11 protein-coding genes are annotated in these 15,752 nt (G+C 72.6%); 4 read left to right on the top strand and 7 right to left on the bottom strand.

Going from position 1 to position 15,752, the window contains the following annotated elements; genetic code table 11:
• Window positions 1-90: 90 nt before the first annotated feature.
• Window positions 91-1,614, top strand: a complete 1,524-nt coding sequence (locus ACWCPW_RS26855; protein ID WP_449764151.1) for a glycosyl hydrolase family 18 protein — start codon at window positions 91-93, stop codon at window positions 1,612-1,614.
• A 254-nt stretch (window positions 1,615-1,868) separates the two neighbouring features.
• The gene (locus ACWCPW_RS26850) at window positions 1,869-4,049 is read left to right on the top strand and encodes an NACHT domain-containing protein (protein WP_449764150.1); all 2,181 of its coding nucleotides are present in this window, start codon (window positions 1,869-1,871) and stop codon (window positions 4,047-4,049) included.
• Between the two features lie 99 nt (window positions 4,050-4,148).
• Here ACWCPW_RS26850 and ACWCPW_RS26845 read toward each other — a convergent pair whose 3' ends face one another.
• A complete protein-coding gene (locus ACWCPW_RS26845) occupies window positions 4,149-4,994 on the bottom strand; it encodes an SAM-dependent methyltransferase (RefSeq protein ID WP_449764149.1) in 846 nt (281 codons plus the stop codon).
• Between the two features lie 277 nt (window positions 4,995-5,271).
• On the opposite strand from ACWCPW_RS26845, the gene ACWCPW_RS26840 reads away from it, so the two are divergent.
• Window positions 5,272-6,264, top strand: coding sequence for a GlxA family transcriptional regulator (locus ACWCPW_RS26840; RefSeq protein WP_449764148.1), 993 nt, complete (start codon window positions 5,272-5,274; stop codon window positions 6,262-6,264).
• A gap of 158 nt (window positions 6,265-6,422) precedes the next feature.
• The gene (locus tag ACWCPW_RS26835) at window positions 6,423-7,046 is read left to right on the top strand and encodes an isochorismatase family protein (RefSeq protein ID WP_449764147.1); all 624 of its coding nucleotides are present in this window, start codon (window positions 6,423-6,425) and stop codon (window positions 7,044-7,046) included.
• A 188-nt stretch (window positions 7,047-7,234) separates the two neighbouring features.
• Here ACWCPW_RS26835 and ACWCPW_RS26830 read toward each other — a convergent pair whose 3' ends face one another.
• The 6 genes from ACWCPW_RS26830 to ACWCPW_RS26805 form a co-directional block, all read right to left on the bottom strand.
• Entirely contained in the window at window positions 7,235-8,734 is a 1,500-nt protein-coding gene (locus ACWCPW_RS26830) for a hypothetical protein (protein WP_449764146.1), read from the bottom strand.
• Window positions 8,735-8,743: 9 nt separating this feature from the next.
• Window positions 8,744-9,820 (bottom strand): DUF917 domain-containing protein, encoded by a 1,077-nt coding sequence (locus ACWCPW_RS26825; protein ID WP_449764145.1) that lies wholly within the window; start codon window positions 9,818-9,820, stop codon window positions 8,744-8,746.
• Window positions 9,813-11,639, bottom strand: coding sequence for a hydantoinase/oxoprolinase N-terminal domain-containing protein (locus ACWCPW_RS26820; protein ID WP_449764144.1), 1,827 nt, complete (start codon window positions 11,637-11,639; stop codon window positions 9,813-9,815). The genes ACWCPW_RS26825 and ACWCPW_RS26820 overlap by 8 nt, the downstream gene beginning before the upstream one ends.
• 39 nt (window positions 11,640-11,678) lie before the next feature.
• Window positions 11,679-13,124, bottom strand: coding sequence for a purine-cytosine permease family protein (locus ACWCPW_RS26815; RefSeq protein WP_449764143.1), 1,446 nt, complete (start codon window positions 13,122-13,124; stop codon window positions 11,679-11,681).
• 201 nt (window positions 13,125-13,325) lie between these two features.
• Entirely contained in the window at window positions 13,326-14,678 is a 1,353-nt protein-coding gene (locus ACWCPW_RS26810) for a hydantoinase/oxoprolinase N-terminal domain-containing protein (RefSeq protein WP_449764142.1), read from the bottom strand.
• Entirely contained in the window at window positions 14,675-15,712 is a 1,038-nt protein-coding gene (locus tag ACWCPW_RS26805; protein WP_449764141.1) for a DUF917 domain-containing protein, read from the bottom strand. The genes ACWCPW_RS26810 and ACWCPW_RS26805 overlap by 4 nt, the downstream gene beginning before the upstream one ends.
• Between the last annotated feature and the right edge of the window lie 40 nt (window positions 15,713-15,752).

Genomic DNA, 15,752 nt, shown 5'->3' with positions numbered 1-15,752 from the left:
TGACTTCTGCGAGCGCCGGGCTGTCTCATACCCCATGCCGCCTTGCCACGCGAATCGGCGGTACGTCCCCCGCATACAGACTGGACGCAGATGCGACTCTTACGTACATTCCGCGCGGCGGTAGCCGCGACCGTCACCGCCGCCGCGGCGGTGAGCCTGACCGTGCTGGGTGGTGGGCCCGCCCAGGCCGCAACCCCCTTGCCGGCCCACGTCTTCGCCCCCTACTTCGAGGCGTGGACCGGAGAGAGTCCCGCCGCATTGGCCGCCCAGTCCGGTGCCAAGCACCTGACCATGGCGTTCCTCCAGACCGCGACCGCGGGATCCTGCACCCCGTACTGGAACGGCGACACCGGCATGCCGATCGCCTCCTCGACGTTCGGCGCCGACATCAGGACCATTCAGGCCAACGGCGGGGACGTCATCCCCTCGTTCGGCGGCTACACGGCCGACACCACCGGCACCGAGATCGCCGACAGTTGCAACGACGTCAACCAGATCGCCGCCGCGTACCAGAAGGTCATCACGACCTACGACGTCACCCGGCTCGACATGGACATCGAGATCGACGCTCTCGACAACACGGCGGGCATCGACCGGCGAAACAAGGCCATCAAGCAGGTCCAGGACTGGGCCGCGGCCAACGGGCGCAAGATCGAGATCTCCTACACGCTGCCCACCACCACCCGCGGCCCGGCCGCCAACGGCGTGGCCCTGCTCAGGAATGCCGTCGCCAACGGCACCAAGGTCGACGTCGTCAACCTGATGACGTTCGACTACTACGACAACGCCACGCACAACATGGCGAACGACACCGAGACCGCGGCCCAGGGGCTGTACAACACGCTCGCGCAGCTCTACCCGACCAAGACCCCCGCGCAGTTGTGGGGCATGATCGGCGTCACCGAGATGATCGGCGTCGACGACTTCGGGCCGGCCGAGACGTTCACCCTCGCCAACGCTCGACAGGTCTACAACTGGGCCGTCGCCAAGGGCATCAACACCCTCTCGTTCTGGGCCCTCCAACGCGACAACGGCAACTGCCCGAACCAGCCGGCGGCGGACAACTGCTCCGGCATCGCCCAGAACATCTGGGACTTCAGCCACATCTTCGAGCCCTTCACCAGCGGCACCACCAACCCGACCAACGACTTCTCGGTGCGGGCGACCCCCGCGTCCGGGACCGTCGCCGCCGGGGCCTCCACCACCTCCACGATCGCGACCGCGGTGACGGCCGGCGCCACGCAGACGGTGAACCTCACCGTCGGCGGCGCCCCTGCCGGTGTCACCGCCTCGCTCAACCCCACCTCGGTGCCGGTGGGCGACTCCTCGACGCTCACCGTGGCCACCACCTCGGCGGCGGTGTCGGGCACGTACACCCTGACCGTCACCGCGACCGGCACCTCCGGCAGCCACGCGACGACCTACACCGTGACCGTCACCGGCGGCAACGGCCACCAGTGCACGGCGCCCCCATGGGCGTCGGGCACGATCTACACCGGTGGGCAGCAGGTCTCGTACCAGGGTCACACCTGGAAGGCCAAGTGGTGGACGACCGGCGAGACGCCCGGCACCACCGGCCAGTGGGGCGTCTGGCAGGACCTCGGGGCCTGCTGAACGGGGCCGCCACGGGCATCCGAGGGGCGCACCCGGGACAGCCCCGAGACGCGGCCCCAGACCCGGCCCGAGCCGAACACGGTGACGCCCGGCGGACCTTCCCGCCGGGCGTCACCCGGTGCGGCCGCGACCCGAAGCCGTCGTGCACTCGCCGGCGCACCGGTCCCTACCGCGCGTCGTCACCGAGCCGCCGGCGGGTCGTGATCCCGCGAAACCCCGATGCGGCGCGCCTCCGGTCGCCATGATGACCATTCATGGGACACCGTGGGGGACGCGCGGCCGGGTGGGCGTGGGGGATCGTGTGCGCGATGGGGGTGGTCTGGCTCGCCGTGTGGGGATCACGGGGCGTCGAGCGCGGTGACGTCGACTGGTTGAGCGCCTCGATCGCCCTGCCCGGACTGGGCGTTGCCGTATGGTCCGCGCGCATGTCACGGACCGCGTTGCGGCTCCAGGCCACCGATACCGCGGTGATGGCCGCCCGCCTGGCGGCCGCGGTCATCCGCGCCGAAACCCCGGAACGGACCCGGCTGTTGGGCGGCGAGCACACGCCCATCGACCTCCGCTTCGTCCTTCGCCCCGCCCCCGCGCACAACGCCGACGGCGCGGATCCCGACGGGCGGCTGGGCACCGTGGTCGACTACTACCGCCGACTTCGCCCGCGCCGCCTGGTGATCACCGGGGCGCCCGGCTCCGGCAAGACCGTCCTGGCCCTGGAACTCCTGCTCGCGCTCCTGGAGAACCGCGATCCCAAGGACCCGGTCCCCGTGCGGATGTCCCTGGCCTCGTGGAGCGAACTCCCCGACACCGCACCGGGAGTCGGGACGGCGGCGGCGGGTGGTGCGGCGATCGAGGAGTGGGTACGCGATCACCTCGAACGCGTGTACCGGCTCACCCCCGCCACCGCGCGGGCGTTGGTCGAGGCGGGCATGATCCTGCCCGTCCTGGACGGGCTGGACGAGATGGACACCACCGACACCGAACCGCGCGGCACACCCGGCGCACCCGGCCCGGGGCCCGGCGGGGGCGCGCGCGGCGGGCCGCGAGCCCGGCGGGCTCTGGAGATGTTGAACGCGTACGCGCTCGGCCGGGCCCGGGCCAAAATCGTGCTCACCTGCCGCAGCGGCCCGTACGAGGCGCTGGAGACCTGGACCAAGGACGCCGCCCGCGTCGAGATCACGCCCGTCACCCCCGTCCAGGGCCGGGAGTTCATCCTCGCCCGGGTCGAGGACCCCCGGCGGTGGCGCGAGGTGATCCACGCCCTCGACACCGCGCCGTCCGGGTCCCTCGCCCGCGGACTGTCCACCCCGTGGCGGCTGACGATGGCGGTCACCGTCCACGAACAACGCGACCCCGGCGGGGCGGCCTACCGCCACCAGCCGCGAAACCTCCTCTCCCCCGCCCTGGCCCGGGACGAGGACATGCGCGACCACCTCAACGGGTTCTACATCCGTGCCGCCGCCGACCACCCCCGCTCCGACGGCGGCACGGCCTACTCCCCCGACCGGGTCCACATCTGGCTCGCCGTCCTCGCCCGCCATCTCGACGCCAACACCGCGACCCCTCGGGTGCTGGACGGCAGGACACTGTCGGGGACCGACCTGATTCCGCACGAACTGTGGCCGCTGGCAGGACTTCGACGCGCCCGGCTGATCCACACCGCCCTGGTGGTGTGCGTGGGCCTGGTGGCGGCGGCGATGATGGCTCGTGAGTCGAGCCCCCTGCTGTACGAGTCCTCCTGGGCCGCCATCGGATCCGCGGTCGTCTTCGGGGCCTCGGTTTCCGGCCTGCTCGGCGTGCGCTGGGGCGCGGCCTGGCCCGGACCCACGCACCTGGTTCCGGGGCGGCTGGCAACCCGGGAGGGTCGCCACGAACTCCTGACCCTGCTCGCCCTGGAGGTCGCCTGCTTCCTCGCCCTGGTGCTCGTCGGCGCCCTGGACCGGGATCTCCGCATCGACCCTTCCACCATCGTGCTCATGCTCACGTGGCCGCTCTCGCTCGGCGTCGCGAGCCTGATCGTGCGCTCGCGCGACGACGACGGTCGGGCCACTGTCGCGGACCCCCGCGATCTCGTGCGCGACGAACTCGCGGGCGCGCTCGCGGCGGGTCTCGCGGCGGGTCTCGTGGTCGGCGTGACGGTCGGGCTCGCCCTCGGAGTCGCGGACGAAATCAGCCTCGGCTACGGGGTCCGGTTCGGGTCGGCGCTGGGACTGGTGGTCTTCCTCGCGATCGTGCTCACGGCCACCGCCGCCGCGCAGCGATACGCACTGTTCCTGCTGTGCGTCCGCACCGGTTCCCGCGCCCTGCCCTGGCGCCTGGGCCGATTCCTGCACTGGGCCACCGCCGCCGGACTCCTGCGCACCGCCGGCACCGCCTACCAATTCCGCCACCGCGAACTCCAGGACTGGCTGGCCCGCAACCCCAACCCCCACCCGTGACGAACCCGCCCGGTGCGGCCCGCGACCGCGACCCGCACAGCGTGCCGACTACCCGCCACCGGCAGCGGGGTCGACTCCGACACGCCCGCGCGACGACCCTCAGGAGCGTTTGACGGCCACTCCGGCGTACATGGCGATGTCCTCGTCGCGTACGGGCGGGGCGTCCGGGTCGGGGCGCCAGTGGTGGACCAGGGTGACGCCGGGGTCGAGGAGGTCGTAGCCGTCGAAGAAGGCGAGGGTTTCCGCCTTGTCCCGAACCTGGAGGGGGATGCCGCGCGCGTTGTACTCGCGTTCGACGCCGCCGACGCCCACCGGGTCGGTGTCACCGGTGAACACGGTGAGTGCCAGGAAGCTGCCCGGCGCCAGCTCGTCCATGAGCCGCCGCACGAGTCCCTGCGGGTCGTCCTCGTCGAGGACGAAGTGCACTATCGCGATCAGGGACAGCGCCACCGGCTTCGTCAGGTCCAGCACCTCGCGCAGTTGCGGGGCGCCGATGATCGAGTCCACGTCGCGCAGGTCGGCGTCGATATAGCAGGTCCTGCCCTGCGCGGTGCTCGACATCAGGGCCCGCGCGTGGGTCAGCACGATCGGGTCGTTGTCGACGTACGCGACCCGCGTCTCGGGAGCGATGCCCTGCGCGATCTCGTGCACGTTCGGCGACGTGGGGATGCCGGTGCCGATGTCCAGGAACTGACGGACCCCGTACTCGTCGGTGAGCCGCCGCACCGCGCGCTGCATGAACGTACGGGTGGTGCGCATCGAGATCGGCAGCGCCGGCCACGCCCGCACCGACGCCTTGGCGGCGACCCGGTCCGGCTCGAAGTTGGTCTTGCCTCCGATGAGGTAGTCGTAGACCCGGGCCGAATGCGGGACGTCCAGCCGTAAATCGACCACCGGCCACTCATCGTCCTGCGGTTCCTGGGACATCCACTCCGCGTCCGACATTCCTCGCCTCTTTTCCGTCTCCGGGAACATTGCCAACTGCCCGCCGGGCAGGCGCTGTTGTGCATGCTACGGCGCCTGCGAGACGGGCCCGCGGGGCTCCCCCGCACGCGGGGCACGCACGTACCCGGGCCGATTCTCGGCTACCGGCCCGCACGGCTGGTCCGACCGACGCGTTCGGCCGGATGTCCCGATGCCGGGAAGACCCGCATGTCCGCATGTCCGAATGTGACAGTCGCCCGTCATTGCGGTCATCGGTCGTCCCCGTGAGGATGGAGCCATGCCCCTCACACACCGTGTCGTCATCGCGGTCTTCCCCGATGTCGATCTCCTCGACGTCACCGGACCGGCCGAGGTCTTCGCGCTGGCCAATGAGGAGACCACGAGCGGCGCCCACTACCGGGTCCGCCTCGCCGGGCCGGCCGCCGGGCCGGTGCGGACGTCGGCGGGTGTGCGGCTGCTGGCCGATCTGGCCTTCGACGAGGTCGGCACGGACGTGGACACGCTGCTGGTACCCGGTGCGGTCGACGTGACCGCCGACGGCCCCGTGGCCCGGATCGACCCCGATGTCGTCGCCTGGGTCAAGGAGACCGCCCCGCACGCCCGGCGGGTGGCGTCGGTGTGCGTGGGCGCGCATGTGTTGGCGGCGGCCGGATTGCTGGACGGGAGGACGGCGACCACACACTGGTCGACCGCCGCGCAGCTCGCCGCCGACCATCCGGCGGTCGTGGTCGACCCGGATCCGATCTTCGTACGCGACGACTGCGGCCGGTTGTGGACGGGCGCCGGGATCAGCGCCTGTCTGGACCTCGCGCTCGCACTGGTGACGGAGGACCTGGGCGAGGAGGTCGCGCTGGCGGTGGCACGGCAGTTGGTGATGTACCTCAAGCGGCAGGGCGGGCAGAGCCAGTTCTCCGTACCGCTCAGCCGGCCCGCCTCCGCCCGCCGCGACATCGACGAGCTGCGGTTGTGGATCGCCGAGCACCTCGACGAGGACCTGTCCGTACAGGTGCTCGCGGACCGGATGTGTCTGAGCGAGCGGCACTTCGCCCGCGTCTTCAGGAAGGAGACCGGCGCCGGCCCCGCCGCCTACGTCGAAGCCGCCCGGGTCGAGGTGGCCCGACGCCTGCTGGAGACCACCGACGATCCGCTCGACCAGGTCGCCGCCGCGTCCGGACTCGGTTCGGCGGAGACCCTGCACCGGGCGGTGAAACGGCAGCTCGCCACCACCCCCGCCGCCTACCGCCGACGCTTCCGCACCCGGACCCCCTGACCGGCCCGAGCGCCCGAAGCGCCCGGCCACGGGAACGCCCGACCACGGGACCGCCCGGCCACTCGGCCACCCTCGAACAACCATCCATCCCCGTCCGCCCGGCACGCCGCCGTGGCGGTCGACTTCGCCATGCCCGATTCCCCACGAAAGGTTGCTCGATGAGCACGAACCAGCCCTCCACGACCCTGCGCGACGTCATCGGTCTGGACAACCGGCCGCCCAACCTGAGCGACTCCATCCTGATCCTGGTCGACTTCCAGAACACCTACCGCACCGGTGTGATGGCCCTGGAAGGCGCCGAGGAGGCCCTCGCCGCCGGCGCCCGCCTGCTGGAGCGCGCCCGCACCGCCGGTACCCCGGTCGTCCACGTCCTCAACGACGGCGGCGCGAACACCCCGTACGACATCCGCGCCCACATCGGCGCCATCAGCGACGAGGTCGCGCCGGCGAACGGCGAGGCGGTCGTGGTCAAGGAGTTCCCCAACTCCTTCCACCTCACCGCGCTGGAGAAGACCCTGACCGACCTGGGCGCCGCGCCGGGCAGTGGCAAGGACCTGGTCATCGCCGGCTTCATGACCCACATGTGCGTGAACCACACCGCCGAGGGCGCCTTCAACCTCGGCTACCGCCCCACCGTCGTCGCCGAGGCCACGGCCACCCGTGCGCTCACCGCCCCCGACGGCACGGTCCTGCCCGCAGCCGCGCTCCAGGCCGCCGCCCTCACCACCGTCACCGACCTGTTCGGCACCGTCGTCCCCACCGTCGACGCCCTCCCCGCCTGATTCCGTCGGCCCCGCCCCACGGCGGGGCCGACACCCGTCCGTCCCGTCCGTCCCGCAGCACACCCTCCAGGCCCTCCTCGATCAGGCCCTCACCCGCCCCTGACCCGACCCGCCCGGGTCGGCACCGGGAGGCATCCGGCGATCGCCTCCCGAACGGACCCGGCCGACGCCGGGGCAGCGCGGTCGAGTCAGGAAAACCTGTGTCCGCCCGGGTCGCGCTCGACACGTTCGACGCCATGCGTACGCGTACCGTGGCCCGGGTCGGGAAGGTGCGTCGGAGTGGCGCTCGCCGCCCGCGCCTGCGTGTTCTCGGCGGCGCCGAATCCGTGGCTCGTGGCGGCGAGGCGGGCGTTGGTACCCGGGTCGGCCGCGGCCGAGGAAGATTTCTTCCCGGGCGGCAGTTGCGGCAGCACCGGCGTCGAGTCGAGCACGTCAGGGTGGCGAGGACGTGCCCGTTCGACATGCCGCTCGGTCGCCGAACCCCTGCCGCTCCACTCCACCGCCGGCGAGATGCGATCCCGTCGCGCGACGGTACCCGGGGCCCGACGCGCCACCTCCGCGCCGACGGTCCGCGCCGACACCCGCACCTTTTCGCGCACCGGTGCGCCGGTTTCCGAATCCGTGCGTTCGCGCAGTTCGGCGACGGCGGCACGCAGGCCGGGGGCGCCCGCGAGGAGCGTGTCCACATTCGACCCGGCCTGCGAACGGGCCATCGCCCGAACCTGCCGGCCGGCGGCCTCGCCCTGCATCATCAGCGTCATCAGCGCGTCCGGATATGCCTCGAGCTTGGTTGCGGCGGCATGTGGTCGAAACGCGCCGGCGCGGACCCGGTCGTCGAGTGCCCAGGTCATCCCCGGTGGGACGTGGGCATTCTGGTTCTGTGCCCCGGCGACGACGTTCGACATCGCGCGACGACCCTCGCGCACCGCCCATCGGCCCTGCGGAGTATCCAAGCCGACCGGCCTGCGCGACGGAGCGGACAGCGTGGCGCTCCAGCGCACCTTGCCGGCCGCATCGCGGCCGAGCGGACGGCGCGACAACAAGGGCAGCGGGACTCTCCAGTGCGTCGCGCCGGCCGCCTCACGGTCGTCCGGACCGATGTTCGGGAGCGTTGATCGGCCCTGCCTCAGGGCATCGATCACCCGAATGTGCCCGAGTTCGTGCAGGACGAGCGGGACCGCCCCCCATGGGGAGACCTCCGGAATCCGGGATTCCAACTGGTCTGCCGTCACCGCCAACAGGTCGGCTCGCCCGCCCGGCGTGAAGAAGCCCGGTGCCCCGATCAATGCCCCGTACAGGTCGGTGAATCGAAGGTTGTAGTCACTCCCGTAGTAGAAGTCACCGAAGTCGAACCTCCCGCCGTCCTCCGTTGCGTATACGACGGCCGCGGGGGATTCCTCACCGCCCGTGCCCAGTTCCCGCATTCCTATGGAGACGAGCGCCTCACTGTCCGGATACATCCGGGCCCAGTGGATCACCGCGACCGCGGTGTCCTTGGCCGTTCTCGGGTCGAAGTGCGAGAAGTCGACGAATACATCACGGCCCGTGGCGGCCTTGATGCCCAACCGCGTCAACCGCGCCGACTCGCCCACGTCGTGGGCCACTACGACGGCCTCGAACAGGGGATCCCCGGGCGCGATCCCGACCGGCGTGGGCACCGCGCGCAACCAAACATCCAGGGAGGTCATCCCGACATCCTACGAAGTCACGCGCGCTCGACCGGTCAGCGGATGGTGATCCAGGTCGTACCCGAAATAGCGCGGCCCGGTCAGGGCCAGGCCCGCCGGGGTCAGCCAGCGCGGGTCGCACGGGGCGGCCAGGACCGTGACGCGCAGTCCGTAGCGCAACGATTCGGTGGTCACCGGTTCTCCCGTCTCGGTGTCCAGAACGCAGATCAGGTCCGGGGTGGTGGCGACCACCCGGCCGTCGCGGCGGGCGAGCAGGTGTTCGTTCTGGAAGTCCAGTTCCAACACCGCGCCGGCTCCCTCCAGACGCGCCCGACCGCGCGCGAACCCGCCCTCGGTACGGCGTTCGACATCGACCACCTTTCCCGCCGAAAGGTGTACGCCGCCCAGGAGTTCGCGGGCCGCCGCGACCGGATCGCGGTGTTCGGCGCGCGCCCGGCGGACCTCGCGGCCCAGGTTCTCGGCCAGGGTCAGCGTCGCCGGGACCAGTCCGTCGCGCAGTTGGTCGCCGCGCAGGACGGTGTCCGCGCAGGAGATCTGGCAACCGCGCTCGACGCACACGGCTCGGGCGATCCGTTCGGCCTCGGTGTTGTCCACCGCCTGGACGACGACCGTATTGCCCTTGTCGTCGGCCAGCGCCATCGGTGAGTTGGGCACCCCGATCAGGCCGGGCAGCACCATCTGCGCCTCCGGGAAGGCGCGTCCCATCGCGTCGCCGTCCACGATCGGCAGCCCGGTGTGCGCCGCGGCGGCCAACGGGATCATCGAGTTCACACCACCGATCTCGATCGGCACCAGGTGGGTGGCCCGACGGCCCAGCACCGCCTCCAACGCGCGCAACGCATTGATCTCCTCGCGCCCCGAGGGGAGTTTCTCCAGCAACACCGTCGGCGCGCCCATCGACGAGATCGGTACGACCGTCGCGTCCGCCGGCACCTCGTCGATGTCGAGCACGGTCACCGGGCCGTACCGCCGCACCGCCTCGCGGGCCAACAGCAGGCCCACGTACGGGTCCCCACCGCCGCCCGTACCCAAAATGCCCGCGCCGCGCGCGATATCCGCCAACTGCTCGATCCCGATCTCACGCATGCGTGCGAATTCCGTTCCGCGCGTCGTGGTCCAGCGCGCCGCCGTTCGACGCGCCCTGCTTCTCCGCGCCCTCGTCCGACGCGCCCTGCATCACCGCGCCGAGCTTCGACACGCCACGCCTCCCCGCGCCCTCGCTCGACGTGCCCTCGCTCGACGTGCCCTCGCTCGACGCGCCCTCGTCCGACGCACCCTCGCTCGGCGCGTCATCGCGCAGCGCCGCACCGTCGTCCCCCGCACCGGACACGCGGTACGCCGAGACCGGTCGCCCCAGGTCGAGATCCCCCACCGCCTTCACCCGAATGCGCGTCGCCCCGCCCGGCAGATAGGCCAACGGCACCTCCTCGACGTCGACGACGCGCACCGTCCCCGGCCGCGCGCCGGACTCCTCGGCCCGGCGCACCGCCTCCTCCCGGGCCGTCGCCAGCACCTGGTCACGCTTGCCCTCCGGGACCCGGAAGACCCGGTCGACCTCGCCGCCGACCTGCGCGATGGCCGCGCCGACCGCGTTGGCCACATCGAAGTGGGCCGGTCGCCGCACGTCCGGGAAGCCGGGCAGGCCGCCCGGGACCAGGACGCTGCCGCCGCCGACCGCGACCACCGGCAGCGGCGCGGCGGAGGTGCGCATACGGTCCACCGTCTCGGCCAGCCGTTCGGCGATCCGGGCGAGCGCGCGCTCGGCGAACGCGCGGTCCACGCCGGCCACCGCGCTCGTGTCGCCGATGTCGGCGGCGCCCGCGGCCACGGCCAGGTCGGTGGCGGTCAGCGTGTCGCCGCCGAACACCAGGGCCTCGTCGGTCAACCGGTAGCCCACGCCGCGCGGCCCGACCTCGCCGTCGGCGGCGACCAGCGAGCCGCCGCCGATGCCGAGCGAGAGCACGTCCGGGATGCGGAAGTTGGTCCGCACCCCGGCCGCCTCGGATTCGCCCGCCGCCTCCCGAGGGAAGCCGCCGACCAGGATGCCCACGTCGGCCGTGGTCCCGCCCACGTCCACGACCGCGCAGTCGGTGAGTCCGGACAGGAACGCCGCCCCGCGCATCGAGTTGGTCGGCCCGGAGGCGAAGGTGGCGACCGGATAGCGCCGCGCGTGTGCGATGTCCATCAGCGTGCCGTCGTTTTGCGATATGAAGAACGGCGCGCCGATCCCGGCACCGACCAGCGCCGCCCCGAACGCGTCCACGATGTGTTCGGCCAGATCCCGCAGCGAAGCGTTGACGATCGTCGCGTTCTCGCGCGCCAACAGGCCTACTCGGCCGATCTCGTGCGACAGGGACACGTGTACGTCGCCGAGTTCGCCGGTGAGGATCTCCGCCGCCCGGACCTCGTCCTCGGCCGCCGCCGGCGAGAACACCGAGCTGATCGCGATCGTGGTCAGCCCCCGGGCCCGGATGTCCGCCGCGACCCGGCGCAACTCGTCGGGGTCCAGCGGCGAGATCATCCGGCCGTCGAACTCGCGCCCGCCGTGGCACAGGTAGGTGCCGCCGCCGACCACCGCGCGCAGCCGTTCGGGCCAGTCGACCATCGGCGGCAGCGCCTCGGTGGCGGGCAGGCCGAGCCGGACGGCCGCGACCCGCGCCAGCCGTTCACCCTCGATCAGCGCGTTCAGGAAGTGTGTGGTGCCGATCATCACCGCGTTCACCGCGGCCGGATCGGTGGGCCGGCCGTCCGCGCCGGGTGCGGCCAGCAGTGCGGCGACGGCCGCGGCCACGCCCGACGTGACGTCGGCGGTGGTGGGTGACTTGGCGCCGGCGACGACGTGGTTGTCGTCGCTCAGCAGGGCGGCGTCGGTGTTGGTGCCCCCGACGTCGATTCCGATGCGCATGTGCTGGTTCCTCTTGCCGAAACGGGCGGGGTGGGGTGCTCAGGCGGGGGTTGCGGCGGCTTCGCCGGCGGCCGCGATCTCGCGGGCCGCGGCCGGGTGGGCCGGTTGCTCGACCGGCAGTTCGCGGTGCGGCTGCACCAGGTTCAGGCGGCCGGCCACGATGTATCCGAGCCCGGCGGCCAGCAGCGAGTTCAGCGCCGGCACTCCCGCCCACTGGTAGTGCTCGCACAACCAACCGAACACCGAGGCCGCGGTCCACAACACGATCGTGGCGGGCACCCACGAGGGTTCGGTCTCCGGGAGTCGGCCGATCGCGCGGGAGGCGTCCAGTTGCGGACGCCAGCGCTTGGTGACGAAGTACTCGGCGACCATGATTCCGGCGATCGGCGGGGTCACCACGCCGAGCACGGTCAGGAAGTCGGTGAACCGGTCCAGGATGCCGGCGGCGGCCGCGAGGCTGCCGAGCACGCCGATGGCGATCGTCACCGCGGTGCGGTTCAGGCGCACCCCGATCGTCGACTCGACGGCGCTGATCAGGCCCAGGGCGGCGGAGTACAGGTTCCAGTTGTTGATCTTCACGGTGGCCGACACCAGGATCAGCACGCCCGCCACGCCCGAGGACGCGGTGATGATGGCGATCACGTCGGACGACTTGACCGCGTACGCCAGCAGCACACCGGCCAGGCCCAGCACGTACTCGCCCAGCGAGATGCCGACCAGGGTCTGCTTGACGACGTCTCCGGTGGATCGGTTGAACCGGGTCATGTCCGGTGTGGTGACCGCGCCGACGATGTACGAACCGGCCACGATCGTCGCGCCGGTCGCGATCGATATGTGCTCGCCGAACGGCGGGGAGGCGACCAGGTCACCCATGCTGTGCCGGGAGATCTCCACGGTCATCGCCCAGCCGGCCAGGCCCAGGAACGCCGGCACCGTGACGAAGGCCGTCCAGCCCATCGCGCGGAACCCGCGCAGCACCAGGAGCGTGACACCCAGTCCGGTGATCAGGCACCAGCTCCACAACGGCACGCCCGAGACCAGCGAGTGCAGCCCGGCGGCGAACACCGCGGTCTGCACGCCGAACCAGCCGAACAGGCTGATCGCGATCACCAGGCCGATCAGGATCGACCCGTACCGGCCGAAGCCGGTCCAGCGGGCCAGCACCGAAGTGGTCAGGCCCTCGCGCATCCCGGCGATGCCGACGAAGATGCACACCACCTCCAGGATCACCGAGCCGAGCGTGAAGGCCCAGAACGCGCCCCAGAAGCTCAGCCCGGCACCCAGGGTCGCGCCGAGCAGGAACTGGGTCAGGTCGGAGAGTTGGCCGAAGCGCTGGATCGCGACGTTGAACCACGAGTAGCGCGCGGACTGCGGCACCCGCTCGAGCGGGTAGTCCTCGTCCAGGCCCGACGCGTCGGGCGCACCCGCGTCGACGGCCTTGGCCGAGGGTGTGCCCGCGCCGGTCGTTCTGCTGTCTGTGGTCATGCGTTTCCTCGGATTCCTGGGGACCGGCACGAATTCCTGGGAGCGGAAGGGGACGTCGCCGGGGCGGCGAGGTGTGCGGTGCCGGGCGTCGTGCGGCTCGGCGGGGGAGCGAAGACCCGCCCTGGGACCGGCGGGTGTGCGTGGTGTCGTGCCGCGGTGCACCGGGACGGGTGGTGCTCCGGTGTTCGTTTCGGGGGCCGCTCACAGCGGCGCGGGAGGACCCACCGCTCGGGCCCGCAGGCTGAACGCGGGACCGGGAAGATAGGGCACGGGAACCCGTTCGACCGGGAGTACGACAACCCGGCGCGGATCGGCGCCCGCGCGCACCGCACTGCGGCGCGCGCCTTCGCGGACCTCCTCCACCGCGTCCGCCTCCGCCGCCTCCCCGGCCCGCACCAACTGCTCGTAGGCGCCGCCGACCGGACTGAGTGCGGCCCCGAACGCCCCGGCCACCGGGCCGTGTTCGGGCCGTACGACGTGTGCGGCCGGAGCCGTCGTCGCGGCGGGCGCGGCCGAGCCGCCGCCGACCACGATCAGCGGCAGCCGGGCCGCGCCGGGCTGCATCCGGTCCACCGCCTCCTCGAACGCGTCGCGGTCCTCGGCCGGGACCCGGATCAGGTCGGGCATCGGGAAGCTCACCGGCACGCCGCCGACGACCTCCCCGGGTCTGCTCTCCTGCGGAAAGCCGCCGACCAGCAGGCCCACCCTGATCCGTCGCGCCCCGACGTCGGCGACCACCGCGTCGCTCAGCCCGGTCAGCAGCCCGGCGCCGCGCAGCGCGCCGGCCGGTCCGCTGCCCAACGCCAGGCTCGGGTGCAGCCGCAGGTAGTCCAGCGCGGTCAGGGTGCCGTCGCCGCGGGTGACCAGGATCGTCGCGGACGCCAGACCCAGGGCGCCGAGCGAGGAGGTCAACGCGTCGGCCAGGGCCGCGGTGTGCCGCGACAGCGCGGCGTCCAGCACCGTGCTGTTCTCCCGCTCGATCAGGCCCAACCCGCCCAATCCCGCGGACAGGCCGACGAACACGTCGGGGCCCGCCTCGCGACGGATGATCTCGGCGGCCTCGTGTTCCTGGGCGTCGTCGATCGGCGAGAACACCCCGGAGACCGCGAACGCGTCGGCGCGACCCGCGAGGCCGGACGCGAACCGGGCCACCGCGTCCCGGTCGAGCAAGGTGGTGTCGGCGCGGGTCAGGCCGGCGCCACCCTCGACCATCGCGCTGCCCGCGTGCACGGCCGCGCGCAGGTCGGCGGGCCAGTCGGCCAGCGGCGGCACCGCGTCCGAGACCGGCCCGCCGATGCGCAGTACGCCGACCCGGGTCAGCCCCTCGCGGCGGGTGACCGCGTGCGCGGCGCCGCGCAGCGCGATGGCCACGTGGGTCACCCGCACCAAGCGCGGGGCGTCCCGCAGGAGCGCGGCCACCGCGATCCGGACGCTGTCCACCGGATGCTCCGCCGAGGGCACCTTGACCGTGATCGCCGGCGCGTCGCCGGCCGGCAGTGCCCCGTCGGTGTGGGTGGGGCCCACGTCCACGCCGATCGTGCGAAGGGCGCTCATCGGGCGGCCTCCGCGGGATCGGGCAGGTCCAGCCCGAAGGCCGCCGGGCCGCCGAGGCGAAGGCCGGGCTCGGTCAGCCAGGCGGGGGCGCAGTCCAACGCCAGGATCGACACACGAAGCCCGTAGCGCAGCACTTCGACCTGTAGGGCCTCACCCGTCCTGGTCTCCACCAGCGCGATGATGTCCGGCGTCACCACGATCGGCCGGCCGTTCTCCAGGACGGCCAGATACTCCGACTGCGCCTCGACCCGCAGCAGCCGGCCCTGGTCCCGGCCCAGGCCCTCGACCAGGATCCCGGTGGCGGCGTGCGAGACCCGCTCGATCGCGGCGATCTTGCCGGTGACCACCCGACGGGCCGGCGGCGCGGGGTTGTCGGGTACGCCCGAGGCCAGCGCCGCGCCCACGGCCAGCGCCCGGCGGATCGAGCCCGGCACGGCGTGCCGCGCGGCCTGACCGGCCGTCAGGGGGTAGTCCGAACAGGCGGCCTGACCGCCGAACGCGTCCAGCGCGGCCCGGACCACCCGCTCCAGCCACGGGCCGTCGGCGTGGTCGACGACCACGGTGCGGCCGCGTTCGTCGGCGAGCACGGCCGGGGTGGCCCGGATCCCGGCGAGTTCGAGCACGTTCTGGTCCATCCGGGGGAAGGCCCGGCCCATGCTGTCCGCGTCCAGCAGCGGCAGGCCCAGGCGGGCGGCCCAGGCGACCGCCACGCAGCCGTTGGAACCGCCGATCTCGCTCGACATCAGCGCGGCCGGCGATCCGCCCCGAACCTTCTCGACCCGGTCCAGCATCCGCCGCGCCTCGGCGACGCCGCCGACCCGCTCGGCCATCACCGGGGACGAGCCGACGGTGCCGACCGTCATCACCGGCGCGTCCTCGGGCAGGTCCCCCGGGCGCAGGACCCGGACCGGCCCGTGCTCGAGGATCGCCTGCCGGGCACCCGCGAGGGTGATCGACGTGGCACCACCGCCGCCCGAACCCAGGACGGCGCAGCCGCGTGCGAAGTCCGGAAGCAGTCCGGCGTCGAGTTCCATGGGTCAAAGGTACGAACAGGCGGCACGTCGGACATGTGCC

The organism is Embleya sp. NPDC001921 (genome assembly GCF_053594475.1).
The sequence above is the reverse complement of the archived record's forward strand: the minus strand, read 5'-3'. Positions and strand labels throughout refer to the sequence as shown.

Bases quoted from the DNA above. Each gene is read 5' to 3' on its own strand.
- ACWCPW_RS26855 (WP_449764151.1), top strand. From the start codon at position 91: ATGCGACTCTTACGTACATTCCGCGCGGCGGTAGCCGCGACCGTCACC.
- ACWCPW_RS26850 (WP_449764150.1), top strand. From the start codon at position 1,869: ATGGGACACCGTGGGGGACGCGCGGCCGGGTGGGCGTGGGGGATCGTG.
- ACWCPW_RS26845 (WP_449764149.1), bottom strand. From the start codon at position 4,994: ATGTCGGACGCGGAGTGGATGTCCCAGGAACCGCAGGACGATGAGTGG.
- ACWCPW_RS26840 (WP_449764148.1), top strand. From the start codon at position 5,272: ATGCCCCTCACACACCGTGTCGTCATCGCGGTCTTCCCCGATGTCGAT.
- ACWCPW_RS26835 (WP_449764147.1), top strand. From the start codon at position 6,423: ATGAGCACGAACCAGCCCTCCACGACCCTGCGCGACGTCATCGGTCTG.
- ACWCPW_RS26830 (WP_449764146.1), bottom strand. From the start codon at position 8,734: ATGACCTCCCTGGATGTTTGGTTGCGCGCGGTGCCCACGCCGGTCGGG.
- ACWCPW_RS26825 (WP_449764145.1), bottom strand. From the start codon at position 9,820: ATGCGTGAGATCGGGATCGAGCAGTTGGCGGATATCGCGCGCGGCGCG.
- ACWCPW_RS26820 (WP_449764144.1), bottom strand. From the start codon at position 11,639: ATGCGCATCGGAATCGACGTCGGGGGCACCAACACCGACGCCGCCCTG.
- ACWCPW_RS26815 (WP_449764143.1), bottom strand. From the start codon at position 13,124: ATGACCACAGACAGCAGAACGACCGGCGCGGGCACACCCTCGGCCAAG.
- ACWCPW_RS26810 (WP_449764142.1), bottom strand. From the start codon at position 14,678: ATGAGCGCCCTTCGCACGATCGGCGTGGACGTGGGCCCCACCCACACC.
- ACWCPW_RS26805 (WP_449764141.1), bottom strand. From the start codon at position 15,712: ATGGAACTCGACGCCGGACTGCTTCCGGACTTCGCACGCGGCTGCGCC.